This is a genomic window from Paenibacillus xylanilyticus (genome assembly GCF_013359935.1).
GTDB lineage: Bacteria > Bacillota > Bacilli > Paenibacillales > Paenibacillaceae > Paenibacillus > Paenibacillus xylanilyticus.
The window spans coordinates 117,555-132,899 of the sequence record NZ_JABMCB010000170.1; the positions used below are offsets into that span (position 1 = coordinate 117,555).

At 48.2% G+C, this 15,345-nt stretch carries 8 protein-coding genes; all 8 read left to right on the forward strand.

What is annotated here, in order from left to right; all coding sequences use genetic code 11:
* The first annotated feature begins 241 nt into the window (after positions 1 to 241).
* Positions 242 to 1,735: a xylulokinase gene (xylB, locus tag HP552_RS09670; RefSeq protein WP_175395307.1), complete on the forward strand. Its 1,494-nt coding sequence runs from the start codon at positions 242 to 244 to the stop codon at positions 1,733 to 1,735.
* Between the two features lie 209 nt (positions 1,736 to 1,944).
* Positions 1,945 to 2,661, forward strand: a complete 717-nt coding sequence (locus tag HP552_RS09675; RefSeq protein WP_246310825.1) for a glycosyltransferase — start codon at positions 1,945 to 1,947, stop codon at positions 2,659 to 2,661.
* 19 nt (positions 2,662 to 2,680) lie between these two features.
* Positions 2,681 to 4,624 (forward strand): glycosyltransferase, encoded by a 1,944-nt coding sequence (locus HP552_RS09680; RefSeq protein ID WP_246310826.1) that lies wholly within the window; start codon positions 2,681 to 2,683, stop codon positions 4,622 to 4,624.
* 197 nt (positions 4,625 to 4,821) lie between these two features.
* The gene (locus tag HP552_RS09685) at positions 4,822 to 5,454 is read left to right on the forward strand and encodes a bifunctional 4-hydroxy-2-oxoglutarate aldolase/2-dehydro-3-deoxy-phosphogluconate aldolase (RefSeq protein ID WP_175395309.1); all 633 of its coding nucleotides are present in this window, start codon (positions 4,822 to 4,824) and stop codon (positions 5,452 to 5,454) included.
* 121 nt (positions 5,455 to 5,575) lie between these two features.
* Positions 5,576 to 6,511 carry an alpha/beta hydrolase gene (locus HP552_RS09690; RefSeq protein ID WP_312884260.1) on the forward strand — a complete coding sequence of 312 codons (936 nt, stop codon included), beginning with the start codon at positions 5,576 to 5,578 and terminating at the stop codon, positions 6,509 to 6,511.
* Between the two features lie 269 nt (positions 6,512 to 6,780).
* A complete protein-coding gene (locus HP552_RS09695) occupies positions 6,781 to 9,162 on the forward strand; it encodes a YcdB/YcdC domain-containing protein (protein WP_175395310.1) in 2,382 nt (793 codons plus the stop codon).
* A 195-nt stretch (positions 9,163 to 9,357) separates the two neighbouring features.
* Positions 9,358 to 10,485, forward strand: a complete 1,128-nt coding sequence (locus HP552_RS09700) for a transglutaminase domain-containing protein (RefSeq protein ID WP_175395311.1) — start codon at positions 9,358 to 9,360, stop codon at positions 10,483 to 10,485.
* Positions 10,486 to 10,686: 201 nt separating this feature from the next.
* The gene (locus HP552_RS09705; RefSeq protein WP_175395312.1) at positions 10,687 to 15,345 is read left to right on the forward strand and encodes a collagen binding domain-containing protein; all 4,659 of its coding nucleotides are present in this window, start codon (positions 10,687 to 10,689) and stop codon (positions 15,343 to 15,345) included.

A 15,345-nucleotide genomic window follows, 5' to 3' on the forward strand; every position in this document is an offset into this window, starting at 1 on the left:
GGTATAGGCAGAACGAAGTGAGCAGAAAGGACCCGAGGAAGCGGTAGCGTTCGCTCAAAGCTTTCTGAAAGAAAGCTGGCTTCGGAAGCATAGGCTTATCCCTGGAATTCTCCCTTTTCAAAGGGAGTAAAGGAAATCCGGGGATAACGGCGATCCGAGGGTTTTCTGATCACGGAGTGACTTTCATGTATACATGGATTTTTCGTGGATATAACCTGTGATAAACGAGAGGAGTTAACCTATGAGTTACGTAATTGGTGTCGATCTGGGAACAAGCGCGGTCAAAACCGTACTGGTTAACCGTGAAGGAAAAGTGGCATTTGAAGCATCTGAGGCATATCCGCTCCACCAGCCAAAGGCTGGATACAGCGAGCAAAACCCAGAGGACTGGGTAGAGCAGACAATTGTCTCCCTGCGCAAATTGCTGGAAGTTTCCGGCGTACAGCCTTCGGAGATTGAGGGGCTTAGTTTCTCCGGGCAAATGCACGGACTCGTTCTGGTGAATGCCGAGGGCAAACCGCTGCGCAACGCCATTCTGTGGAACGATACACGTACAACAGCCCAGTGCCGACGCATCGAGAAGGTGCTGGATGGCAAACTGTTAAGCATTGCCCGGAATCGTGCGCTTGAAGGCTTCACGCTGCCAAAAATCCTGTGGGTACAGGAGAATGAACCGGAACTGCTGCAGCAAGCATCCTTGTTCCTTCTGCCAAAAGACTATGTTCGTTATCGCCTGACAGGGGATTACGCGATGGATTATTCGGATGCAGCAGGTACATTGCTGCTGGATGTAGCAGGCAAACAGTGGAGCACGGAGATTGCCGAAGCTTTTGATCTGCCGATCTCGCTGTGTCCACGTCTCGTGGAATCGTTTGAAGAAGTGGGTACATTGCTTCCGGAGATCGCAGATCAAACAGGTCTTGCGGCTGCAACGAAAGTATTCGCAGGCGGCGCGGACAATGCATGCGGGGCTATTGGCGCAGGCATTCTGAGTGAAGGGCAGACGATGTGCAGCATCGGTACGTCCGGAGTAGTGCTTTCTTATGAAGAACGCAAAGATCTCGATTTCGAAGGCAAAGTGCACTTCTTTAACCATGGGGAAAAGGATGCCTTCTATATCATGGGTGTAACTCTGGCAGCAGGGTACAGCCTCTCCTGGTTTAAGGATACGTTTGCAGCGGACAAATCGTTTGATGTTCTCTTGCAGGGCATTGATCAGGTTCCGGCTGGCAGTAACGGATTGTTGTTCACTCCTTATATTGTCGGAGAGCGTACGCCTCATCCAGATGCGAATATTCGCGGCAGCTTCATCGGCATGGATGCAGGGCATAAGCTTGAGCACTTTGGGCGGGCCGTGATGGAAGGAATCACCTTCTCCCTGCGGGAATCGATCGATATTCTGCGTGGTGCAGGCAAAACGGTCAATGAGGTCATCTCCATCGGAGGCGGCGCCAAAAATGAAGCCTGGCTGCAAATGCAGGCAGATATCTTTAACGCTACTATTGTGAAGCTGGAGAGTGAACAAGGTCCGGCAATGGGCGCGGCGATGCTTGCAGCGTATGGCTGTGGCTGGTTCCCATCCCTGCAGGATTGTGCGGAAGCCTTCATTCGTCCTGCAAAATCCTATGCACCGAATCCGGAAACAGTAGCCGTATATGATGGACTCTTTGCCCTGTATCAGGATGTATATGGACAGACACGCAGCCTGAATGATCGGTTGGCAGAGTATCGTTAATTCATGACATTAATCCAATTGTAGTTAACAGAGGCACTCGCTGAAGCGGGTGCTTTTCTTGTTTTTTATTCAACAGGAATTGAAACCTCGGAAATACGATAAGCGGGGAATCAGAGGGAATGGTGGGTCGTCAGACATAAGCGTATTCCAGATAAGCATAGATTGAGTATAGAGGGTTTTCGAGCCAGCTTACGTACGGGGGTGAGGCGTTGAATGATCGAGAGGAAGATGGAAGACCGCATATTACGCTGTCCATGATTGTTCGCAATGAAGAGCATCGATATCTCAGCCAGGCTTTGCAAACGCACAGGCCGTGGATTGATCGAGCAGTCATCATTGATGATGGGAGCACGGATGATACGGTTGCCATATGCAGAGACCTGCTGGAGGGGATCCCACTGCTATTGGTGGAGAACCCGGCGTCTGGGTTTGCCGATGAAGTGAGTCTGCGCAAACAGCAATGGGAGGCAACGGTGGCTACTGAGCCCGAATGGATTCTGAATCTGGATGCCGATGAAATTCTTACGGCTGATTTTGGTGTGCTGCGTAATCAGCTGCTGAGCGGGAACGAAGACGCCATTTATTTCAGACTTTTTGATATGTGGAGTGATACCCACTACCGGGAAGATCAATACTGGCAAGCGCATGCGTATTACAGGCCATTTCTCGTTCGTTATCGTCCTGAATGGAATTATGAATGGAAGGAAACGCCGCAGCATTGCGGACGTTTTCCGTTAACCATTCAGCATTTTGCCTATGGGTGCCACACTCCGCGTGTGAAACATTATGGCTGGGCTCGCCAAGAGGATCGTATACGAAAATATGAGCGCTATCAGGCTCTGGACCCGGAAGCCAGATACGGCTGGCGAGAACAGTATGAATCCATTCTGGATACAGATCCAAGGCTGCTGCCATGGTTGGATTAGGGAAGGGGGAACATGCATTTTGAAGAAGGTAAAACAAAAGGAAAAGGTGCTGATCGCCAGTCCGGTTCGTCAGACAGCTGCGGTGCTTCGCGAGTTTCTGGAATCTCTGGAACTGCTGGAGCGAACGACGGTGGAGACGGACTATTTATTTGTGGATGATAATGAAGAGGAAGCATCATCCAATAGCCTCCGTGATTTTGCTCTTCAGCATGAAGGAACCGTCTTTGCTTCAGATATTGATGATGAATCCGTTCAGGAAAAAGGGGTATACAACAGGGATGAAGGAGGCCATTATTGGCGTGACGAGCAGATTTGGCGAGTAGCCGGTTTGAAAAATCGCATATTGCAGTATGCCCTGGACCAGAAGTATGACGCTGTTTTCCTGATTGATTCGGATCTTGTTCTACATCCCCGGACGCTGGAGCAGCTTGTCTCCTCCAAAAAGGACATTGTATCGAATATTTTCTGGACGCGCTGGCAGCCGGACACAAGGGAAATGCCGCAAGTATGGCTGCAGGATGAGTATGCCTTGTTTCGCAAAGGCGGCAAGATCGAGGCGGGCAAGGAGATTGAAGACGAGAGCACTCAAACGGAGGCTTTTTTGAATCAATTGCGTGTGCCTGGCTGTTACGAAGTAGGCGGGCTTGGCGCATGTACGCTCATTCGCAAGTCTGCTCTGGAAGCAGGAGTTTCCTTCGATCAGATTCCCAATGTATCGTTCTGGGGCGAGGATCGCCATTTTTGCATACGTGCCCAGGCACTGGGTTTTCGTTTATACGTGGATACCCACCTGCCGGCTTATCATATCTATCGCTTATCTGAACTCCCCGGCGCAGCTGCTTATAATCGCAGGGTCAGACGAGGAGAAGAGGCGATCAGCATTACCCTGTGTATGATTGTAAAAAATGAAGAAGTTTCCCTCGCCAGATGTCTGGATTCGGTGAATGGCATTGCTGATGAGATTGTTATCGTGGACACCGGTTCAACAGATGGCACGCGCCAAATAGCTGCAAGATACACGGAGAGAGTTATCAATTTTGAATGGATTGACGACTTTGCAGCCGCGCGTAACTTTGCCTTTGATCAGGCAACCAATGAATACATATTATGGCTGGATGCTGACGATGTGTTTGAACCGGATGACCGGGCGAAGCTCATCGCCTTGAAACGTTACCTGGATCCCGCTGTCGACAGCGTTACCATGGCCTATAACCTTTCATTCACGCCAGAAGGGAAGGTGGCCTATAGTCTGAGACGGAATCGGCTGGTACGTCGTGATCGTAATTACCGCTGGATTGGTGCAGTGCATGAATATCTGGAAGTTGGCGGCAATCTGCTGCATAGCGATATTGCGGTGACCCATAAGAAAGATAAGGAGTACACGGATCGCAACTTGAGGATTTACCGCAAACGGGAGGAAGCAGGAGAACATTTCTCTCCGCGGGATCTTTATTACTTTGGCAATGAACTGAAAGATCATGGACAGCATGCGGATGCTATTGCGTATTACGGGAAGTTTCTGGATACCGGTCTTGGCTGGGTGGAAGATCAGATTGCGGCATGTCAGAAAATCGCAGACTGTGAAGCAGCACTTGGCCGCCCTGAACAGGAAGTTTCAGCCCTGCTGAGATCCCTGGCTTATGATCTGCCGAGAGCAGAGATCTGCTGCCGCCTGGGCGGTTATTTTGCGGACCGCGGAGATTACCGAAAGGCGCTGTTCTGGTATCAACAGGCGACCCTAGCTGTGCGTCCTGCAGATCCGATGGTTGTACTGAACGAAGCCGCATGGACGTGGATGCCCCATTTGCAGCTGTGTGTATGTTATGACCGGTTGGGCAACCGCGCCAAAGCAAAGGAGCATAATGATATTGCTATGGCGTATCACCCCACACACCCCAGCATGTTGTACAACGACCAGTACTTTAAGGATATGGAAAAGGAAGGTGTTCTGGAGGAGGCCTAACTCAAGGCAAAAACCTCTTTTATAGTTATGGTTCGGATGGGTGGAACTCCACCAACATTCGTCCATGATTACAAGAGAGGTTTTTTAGTTTTGTATTTCAACAAGTGGAGAATCGTTTTACAATATGAATTAACGGAAAAGCGGTGATACTAATACTGTCTTCGGCTGCCGAATCTATGAAGCAAGGGGAAGCTCGAATGAATTTGACGGAAGTGCTATTGGAGTCGAGGCTGGTTGCCATTGTTCGCGGCATTAGCCGGGAAGCTGCCATAACAGCAGGGAAAGGCATGACAGATGGGGGAATCCGGCTGATGGAAGTGACGCTGAATACACCCGGCGCGCTTGAGATTATTGGAGACTGGCGGACTCAGCATGAAGGACAAGCTTATGTTGGAGCAGGAACGGTCCTGAATGTGGAGATGGCTAAGGAAGCCGTCGCAGCGGGTGCGCAATTTCTGGTATCGCCCAATGTCGATCTGTCTGTAATTGAATATGCTGTAGAACATGGGGTGGAGATTTGGCCAGGAGCCATGACGCCTACCGAAATTGTAGCTGCGCATGAAGCAGGTGCACGTGTGGTGAAGTTATTTCCGATGGCGAGTCTGGGGCTGCCGTATTTGCGGGAGATCAAGGCTCCACTCAATCATATTCCACTGCTTGCAACGGGTGGAGCTAATCTGGACAATATTACGGACTATTTTGCTGCTGGTGCAGCGGCAGTTGGACTTGGCAGTGCACTTTTGCCAAGAGAGGCACTGGAGGCAGGAAATCATGAACAGATTGCTGCATGTACACATGCATTTGTGGAAGCAGCGAGAGGCATAAGGTAAGATAACACAATCAACAATATGTACATTTGGGTATATATAAAAGATGTGGCTGTTTAACAGGGCGTTAATGGTATTGTCGTAGAATAGGTGTATGACAAAGGCCGGAGAGGAGAAGTGCACAGTGAAAGCGAGAACGATGATTGGTGGAGTTATTGCTGTTGCCGCTGTAACGGCAGGTGGCTTATGGAAGGCAGCGGTGAAGAGCCAGACACCCAAAAAGATCCCCATTACGCTTACCCCACCTATGCCATTCGAAGATGTAACCTTCGAGAGTGGAGGTGGGCGGGTTCACGGATGGTTTATTCCAGCTGGGGTCCACGTTCCCAAACCGTGGCCGCTAATTATTATAGCCCATGGCTGGGGTTCCAATCGATCACGTGTACTCCGCTATGCCCGTCCCATCTGGGAAGCGGGATATGCTCTCTTCATGTATGATGTTCGAAGTCATGGAGCAAGTGATCCGGTAAAAGCGGCATCTGCCTACCTGTTCCGTGATGATCTGCTCGCAGCATTGCGCTACACGACTTCCCGGCCGGAGATAGATCCGGGTGCCATCGGTGTGTTGGGGCATTCGCTAGGCGGTTTGGGAACCATTATGGCAGTAACGGAACATATTCCGGTATCGGCAGTCATTACGGATTCCATGCCATCCCAGTTCGAAGTGATTGTCAGTTCGGAGCTGAAACGTCGGCGATTGCCCCTGTTTCCACTCGCCCAGTTGATTCCGCGAATCTGGTTCTGGCGGCTGGGGGAATCCCTGAAAACGTATCGTCAACGGGACCCCGTCCTGCTTCTGAATGAACGGCGCAAAGGCATGCAGCTGCCGATGCTCATGGTGCATTCCAAAGGAGATAATTTTATCCCGCCAAGTGAACTGGAGTACTTCATGTCCAAGGCAGATCCGCCTGTCGAACATCTGTGGGTCAATAGCGGCGGGCACAGTTGTTCAGAGGAAGATCCTGTATTCTGGCAGACCGTAATCCCTTTCCTGAAAAACCATGTACAAGTTCAGGCGAAATCGACCGATTCCAGTGCTGCTGTAATAGATCGTGAATGATCATAGAGCCTACATAATGTTGCAGGCTGACATAGAGAACGCCAACCAGATTGGCGTTTTTTTGCTGTTCAGCATCTTTTGAAAAAATTCTCATTTGTAAAATTGTTGGGAAAAGGACGATTAAAAAGGAAGCTTATGGTATCATAGAATAGACTGACCATATTCATGCGGAGTTATTTGGCATGCATCCATGTGAACATTTGCTTCAACCCAAAGATATGGATTAATGCAAAAAGTTGATGTGTGAAATTGAAGGGAGAGGTCCAGATTTGAGTTTTCAGATTCGATTCAAAATGATGACAGCCAAAGCTGCATCAGCAGCCATGGCGGCATTGCTTCTGGCATCGCAGACTCCAGGGTTTGCAGGCAGCGTGTCAGCAGCGCAAGCAGAACAGGTAACAGAAGCTGCACCGGGGGAAAATGAACAACTAGACATGACTAGCAATGACGTGCCTGAGGGGGCTAAGATCTCCTCCAAGCAAGCCAGTGAGAATATATTGAAACTGTTTCCCATGCTAAAGAAGGCTACCATTACATCGGCACAATTTGATCCGAATAACCGATTCCCTCCGCTCGAGTACAAAACATGGGACATCGGATTCCAGATTACCGAGGGTAATCATTCGATGGGGTTTAACGCATCTGTACATGCAGGGACAGGGGAAGTACTGAGTGTGCATATGCCGTCTGATTTACTGGATAAGCAGTTGTCTGATTCGGAAGTCAAACTGACCAAGGATGAAGTCGAAGAACAGGCTGTGGCCTTTCTGTACAAGGCAATTCCTGGATTGAAGGAAGACGCATATGCAACTTTGGGAGATCTGTACCAAACGGCAGGGCAGCAATCGTTGTTCGGCAGAACCGAATATCAATTTGCGTACCAACTGAAGCATGACGGTTTGTTATCTGAGGCGGAGACGGTTTACATAAGTGTGGATCAAAGTGGCCTGGTAACAGGTTATTCACGAATGACGACCGCAGCGGAATATCCTTCATCGAAACCGGCTGTACCTGCAGAGAAGGCACGGCAGCAATTCGAAGAACAGTTCGATGTAGAACTCGCCTACATTAAGAAAAACAGCCTGTCTTCTAAGCAAGGTCAGCAGTACTATCTGGGATATATGCCGAAGGATTCCAGCATGGTTCCGCTTGAGGCGAATACGTTGGAACGGTTCAACGCTATGACTGGGAAAGCCATTACTGAGGATACCGTACAGCAGGACAAACCGCTGAAAGGCAGCGCTGCCGCTTTTGTTCCAGCGAATGGACAGAGACTGAATGCCAAGCAGGCAGAGAACCTGGTTAAAAAGAACTTTGATATTCCGGAAGGATACAAGTTGGATTACAGCCAGTTAAATAAAGGAAGCTACTGGAGTCCGAACAATCAGGTCTGGAGTCTGAGCTGGAGCAACCGAAACGCGAATATGTCCTATATGTTCATGCGAGACATTTCAGCGCAGGTGGATGCCACCACCGGACAAATTTACAGCTATAGCCTGTATCAGCGAATGAGTCCGGATGCTGCAGAAGAGAAACTGGCTGAAGAAAAAGAAGGCAAATCCGTAACCCGCACGCAAGCCGAGAAACTTGCAATCCATTCGGTTATTGCACTTGTGCCGGATGCTACAGAACAGTTCAAGCTGTCCAGCGTGCTTGAGGTAGAGGACGCCCGTACATTTATCTTTCAACGCTACCTGAATGGAATAGCGGTTAAGGATGATCTGGTACAGGTACAGGTCCTGAAGGATGGAACGATTAGCGAATTTTATGCCAATCTTGCTGCAACGCCTGAGCAGCTGCCCGCAAGCAAGGAGCCGGCGATTAGTTACGAAGAGGCGAAAGCTGCCTACCTGGAAGAATTCAAGCTGGTTCTGGCATACTCCCGTTACGGTGGACATGGTACGAGCAGTGGCCAAGTCACTCCGTCGGGAATAAATCTTGCGTATATGCCTACACGGGATGATAAATCGATTTACGGCAGCTATGAAGTACTTGATGCCAATACAGGCGAATGGATGTCTTTGTACAGCACTTCCAGCACGGCAGTCCAAGCTGCACCTAGTGACATTGCTGGTCATGTGGCTGAAGAAGCAATACTCAATATGAACAAGCATGGTGTCCTGATTCCTGATGAACAGGGACGCGTCTTTCCGGATCGGGTGATCACCAGAGGAGATTGGTTTAACTACCTCGCTAGAGCGGTTAATCCGAATCTGGACTTATATTACACTGTGAACGGGAATGACAAGCTGTATGCGGACATTACGGCCGAGAGCCCTTACTATCCAGCCGTGCGTACATTAATCGACCAGCGCTGGCTCGCGGGCAATGATCCGGAAGTCAATCTGAATCCACAGGAGGAGATGACCCGGGAAGAACTGGCTGTTCTGCTTGTTCGTATACTTCGTTACGAGAAGCTGGCTGGTTTCTACACCTTGCCATCGGATCTGCCCAACCTTGTCGATGCAAATGCCGTTACGAACAAGGGTGCGGTATCTCTCAGCATGAAGCTGGGGTTGCTGCCTTCCATTGAAGGGCGTTTCATGCCGGCACGCAAAGTGACCGTGGCTGAAGCGGCACAGGTACTGGAGCTGTTGGCCCAGCTGCAGGGCAAGACGGATACGTTTATGACAGGCAGTCGCCTGTATTAAGAAGTGTTTTTGCATAACCTGGCGTAGGAAGTCATAGGATGGATATAACGGTTATGTGTTATTTGCTGAAGACAAGGGAGACCTTCTGCGGAAGGTCTCTTTTGATTCTTTTCGACAAAACTAGAAGCCTGACGCCAGATGCTTTTGTGATACAATGAGGCATGAGAACTTTGCAAAGAGAGGTGGTATCCTTTCATGGGCAAGAACGGGAAACGAGTGATCACCATATTGCTGGCAGGCTGTCTGATCGCTGTGGCGTTACCGCGCACGGTGGACCTGGATCAGTTGTATGCTGCTTCGGGCACATCAGACATATCCACAACGACGGATTTACGCCAGACGTTGCTTACTGCAATGTCGCAGCGGACGGAGGAGCTTGTTTTTACATACAAGGGCGATGTGAAAGGTCTCAAAAAACAGCTGCAGAGCTCCATTGATGAAGCAATGACCAGTGATCCCTATATCCAATATACCGTCAAAAGTTATGCTTTTAATTATAAAGGTTCCAACGTGTCCGCCGAGGTCCATGTGAATTTGTCCTACCGGGAGACCAAAGAACAGACCGATTACGTTAACCGTAAAGTGACCAGTGTCTTAAAAGAGATCATTGCACCAGGCATGACGAATCATGAGAAGGTGAAAGCGATCCATGACTGGATTGTTCTTAACCTTGCCTACGATACAACTCTGCAAAAATATACGGCATATGACGGACTCGTCACAGGCAGCACCGTATGTCAGGGATATTCCCTGCTTGCTTACCGCATGCTGGAGCGGGTGGGCATTGATAACCGGATCGTGGAAGGTACAGCGGGTGACCAACTGCACGCCTGGAATATCGTGAAGCTGGACGGGAAGTGGTACCATATGGACACAACCTGGGATGATCCGACACCTGACCGCAAAGGGAAGGTTAGTCATAATTATTATTTGCTCAGTGACGATGAAATGGCACGTGACCATATATGGTCGGGCAAAGGCAAATACCCGGCTGCAGCTGATCCCTATCGGAAAGCCTTGCAAACCTTGATGCAAACAGGAGGAAGCAAGGCAGCTGCATATCAGAAGCTGTATCATACTCTGGAATACTCGCTCTATGACGAGAAAGATGCGATTAGTGGGCATTCCGCACTGGAAACCAAGGTGCAGAACGTGCTGAAGGATGGCGGAACCACGTTTACTTTCAGATACAAAGGTACAGAATCAGGCCTGGTTGAAGATTTGCAGCATTTATACCAGCTCGGGATGAAATCGATATCGTATTATGTGTCCAAAATGGAAGATACGACAGACCTGCGTGTCAAAATTAACTGGACCTTATGACGTCCCGCTATGCGTACTCAAGCTAGAATATGGTGTGAAGTTTACAAGGATGCTCCGATGAGGAGCGTCCTTTTTTTGTGTTTTAAGGTTCCAGTCAGACCTGTAATAAAGAGTTGTCTATTTTTTGTATATATGCCCTTGGTATTCTAATTCTTGGCCTATTGTTATGCCAACATTACGCTAGAGGGGGATATGCAACGGATGAAAAGAAAAGTGAGCATAGTGATCATTGCTTTGCTGCTGGTTACACAATTAATGCACGGATTTGCATTTACTCAAATCACACATGCTCAGGATATTACAGTCACGTCAGAGGGGGAAGGGGGAGCTGCTCAAACGCCAGGCCAAGAAGAATCGGCCGAAGCTGTGGATGTGGATCCTGGCGAGGTCACGGTGCCTGACACCACCGAACCTGATTCCGCTGAACCTGATACTGCTGAACCGGATACCACCGTACCGGACAGCACTGTACCTGTCACTCCTGAATCAGGGGAGGCAGCAGAGGGTGCAGAGACTGTAGTGGATGGTCAGGAGAGTATGACAGCCATGGCAGCAGCCTCAGAGATCCAGGAACAAATAATCACAAGTGTTCAAATGTATGATGAAATTCCAGGATATGATGGGAATGGGAACATTACACCGAAAGGCAATCCGGTCGATCAGATTCGTCCGAATGTGAATGATCAGGTAGCAGTTGTCTTCGGCTGGTCATTCCCGAGCGATTCTCACGGTTATGGAGGGGGATCAACCTATACGTTCAATCTGCCAGACAAATTCAAGATTGAATCGCAATTAAAAGGCAATCTGGATGGTGGAGCTGGCGAATATGTCGTCAATCCGGATGGAAAGGTGACGTTTACGTTCAGTGACCTGATCGAAGGTGCGCAGCTGCAAGGCAGCTTTTATGTATGGGTCAAATATGATGCAAGCAAGATGGAAGGCGGCTTAAAGCAGCCATTCGATTTCAGCTCCATTGGACAAGGCATTATTGATGTGCATTTTGCCAATACGGCTGTGGACAAACTGACGAAATCAGGGGTTGCGAATAAAAACAATTTCAACTCGGATGAAATCGTATGGACCGTTGATTTTAACCAGGGTGAAAAAGAAATCAAAAATGCGGTACTTGAAGATGTTTTTCCAGAAGGGCTAAACCTCAAGGGAGATATCGAGATTCGCCCGTTGGAAGTTCAAATCAATGGATCGGTAAAAGCAGGAGAAATCACGCAAACAGCATCACAGTTTCCGGTTTCCCTTGGCAGCATTAATCAAGGCTACCGGGTGACGTACACAACGAGTGTCACAGCACCGACGGAGACTCCTTTTACAAATCGTCCATATGAAAATCAGGTCAACCTTACTGGTGATGATGGATACCAAGAAACCGCTAAAGGTAGAGTAAACATTAGCTTTAATGAACCGCTGAATAAATCCGGTCAGGATAGCGGTTATGATCCGGTAACCCAAACGATCACTTGGAAGGTTCAATACAACTACAACCAACAAGCGATTTTGAAGGAAAATGCATGGATTGAGGATCATTTTGACACGACGAAGTATGCGCTTGTTCCTGGTTCGGTCCAGGTAAATCAGGTAACGATCAATGATAATGGCAGCTCTTCCGGTTCGACGCCGGTGGAATCAGATGATTATACGGTGGAGGATATTGGTACAGGATTTAAGGTGCACTTCAAGAATGACATATCCAGCGCTTATGAAATTGTGTATCAAACCAAAGCCATCGATCGTGTGTACAAAAATGCGACCGTATCCAATACAGTCAAAATGTACGGCGGATTGGAAAAAACAACGACAAAAGACATCCGAGAAATCATTTTCGCCAAAAGTGTACAAAGTGAAGATTTCAATAAGAAAGAAATTGAATGGAAATTAGTAATAAATAGTGATCGGAAAGACATGACAGACATTGTCATAACGGATGATTACGAAGGCAGACATATGAAATTGGTGCCCGGTACACTGGAGATCACTGGACCTCAGGCAGATCAGTTTGTGCAGGACCCAATCGCGGCCACAGATGACTCTGAATATGAAAAAGGATTCTCCATTCGACTGGTAGATGGCGGTATGATCAGTGGCGAACACACCATCACATACAAGACAAGCTTTGATCCGACAGCTGGAATGCCAACAGGTAATGTATACCGCAACACGGGCACGATTGTTTGGAAAGAGTCGGGTATAGAACAGACTTCAATAACCAAGTGGGCAGATGTCACACCACAAAGTTATACCATTGAGAACGGAAATAAAAAGGGTGAGTACAGCGCCAAGGACAAAACCATCACCTGGACGATCGATGCGAACTATAATTTGTACGACATTCAGGATGCAATTATCCAGGATAACTACATTGGTGATCAATCCTTTGTAGATGGTTCCCTGAAAGTGAACAAGCTGCTGTTGGAAGGGGAAAATAATGTTATCGACATTGGTGACGAGGTTTCTCTGACCGATGGACAATTTCAGCTCAATTCGAACGGGAAGGGCTTCAGACTGGATCTGGGCAACATCGGCAAGGAAGCCTATCGGATTGTTTATAAAACGAGCCTGGATGGCGAATATGACATTGACGGCACGTACTCCAATCATGCAACCTTGAGTGATGGAGAAGGTGGAGAGGTACGATTTAATAAATCGGCCACTGTAACACCTGTACACGGCGGCGTTTATGTAGCCAAAACAGGTAAGCAGGAAGGCACAAGTGATCTGGCCTCCTGGACAGTAAACATCAACCCAAGTCAATCCTACATTCCAGCGGGTTCTGAGCTGACCGATACCCTATCGGACAATCAGATCTTATTAGCGGATTCCCTGAAGTTGTACCATGTCGATCTTCCGGCGGACAATTCCGGTAATGTTTCTACCAAAGCCGGTGCTGTGAGCACGGATGATTATGAATTGGTTGTAGAGGGGAACACATTTACATTTAGGTTCCTTAAGGCAGTCAATACTGCATTTATCCTGGAATATCAATCGTTTATTAATGCGGATAGCGGCGATCGAATTTCCAATAAAGTTGACTTTGCAGGTCAGTCCTCCTCCGTGCTGGGTTCAGATAGTAAGGAAGGTATCCGCGTTTCACTGGCTGGAGCAGGTGGAGGTTCATCTACCGGACTTGGTCAGATTAAGATTAAAAAAGTAGATGACACCGGGGCTCCATTAGAGGGAGCGGTATTTGAAATTTATAATGCATCGGGAAGCATGCTTCTTGAAACATTGAAACCTACAGACTCCAATGGAGAAACCAGTTCAACCAGAAACTATAGATTGAATGAGAACGATGGAATTCCGTACAAACTAAAAGAAGTTTCCGCGCCGATGGGTTATTTGGTAGACTCCGAGTATGGATCTGTTACAGGCAAAACGGTCGCATTTAAAGATGCGGACAAACCGTATGAAATTGAAAACAAAAAAATCCGTCAGGGCTTCCAATTAACCAAGGTTGACTCTGTTGATACCTCGAAGACGTTGAAAGGTGCAACGTTTGAACTGTACTTGAAGAAAACGGATCAAACCAGAGAAAAGATTGGTGAGAATTTAACGACAGGTGAGGATGGAAGAATCGCAGCAGGCGATTTGCCGCCAGGAGATTATGAGCTGGTTGAAGTTGTCGCTCCAGAGTATTACACACTGGATGCAGCGCCGATTCCATTTACCATTGTCGCTAATCAAACTCAGATCGTTACCCTCACGCAAACCAATGCAATGGGAACGGATGGCAAGTTGGTTATTACCAAAGTCAATGCCAAGGATCAGTCTGTGTTAAGCGGAATTGAATTTGAACTGCGTGACAACACTGGTAGCGTAATTGGCAAAGATGTTACGGATGTTAACGGTGTAATTGAATTCGACAGCTTACCTTACGGTCCATACACATTGGTAGAGACGAAGGCGGACGGTTTCGTGATCGAACAGCCTGAAACGCTTGTATCGATTATTCAACCGGAAACCAAGTTAACCATAGAAAACAAAGAAAATGACCGTTCTGTCAAATTGGTTAAAACCAATGAATCCAAAACGCAACATCTACAAGGTGCTGTTTTTGAATTGCTTGTTCAGACGGCCCTGATGGATCAAAATGGAGATTGGGAATTCCAAGTAGTTCCAGACATTGATGAAGCACAGCTTACAACCGATCTAAACGGTGAGCTTTATCTGGAGGACCTGGAGCCAAACCGATATCAACTGGTTGAAGTTAAGGCACCCTCAGGATATGTTTTGGATAACACTCCAGTTGAATTCGAGATTACGAATAAGCAAACGGAAACCGTTGTTGTTGAAAAAATGAATAAAGTCATTGTCATTCCGGGTGGTCCGAGTACACCAAGCAATCCGGGAACACCAATACCGGAGACACCAACAACACCAACACCAGAGACACCGGCACCAGAAACATCAAATCCAGGAACAACCGTTCCAGGTACTGTAGTTGTTCCGGGTACGGATCCAGAACCAACTTCCCCGGGGACGTCAGTTCCAGAACCAACGGTTCCTGAGGATCCGACAGATCTGGAGTCCGCGGGCACTTCACCGGATTCAGCAAACCCAGCCGTTCCTGGTGAGGACCCGACGTCAGTTGCAAATGCAGGTGATGCAAATGCAGGTGATCAATCGAACCCGGGCAATGGGCATGAGGAGAATGCTTCTACTCCTTCAGAAACCGATGTCGCGGGGGCACAAAATGCTCAAAACCAACAATCCCAAGGCATGCTTCCTAAGACAGGAGAAGAGAGCCGGGCAGGGTACACCTTTACCGGAGCAGCTTTGATTCTGCTGGGCTGTCTAGGTTATTGGTTTACTCGCCGTAGACAGCAAATGAAGCATAACCAAGCTTAA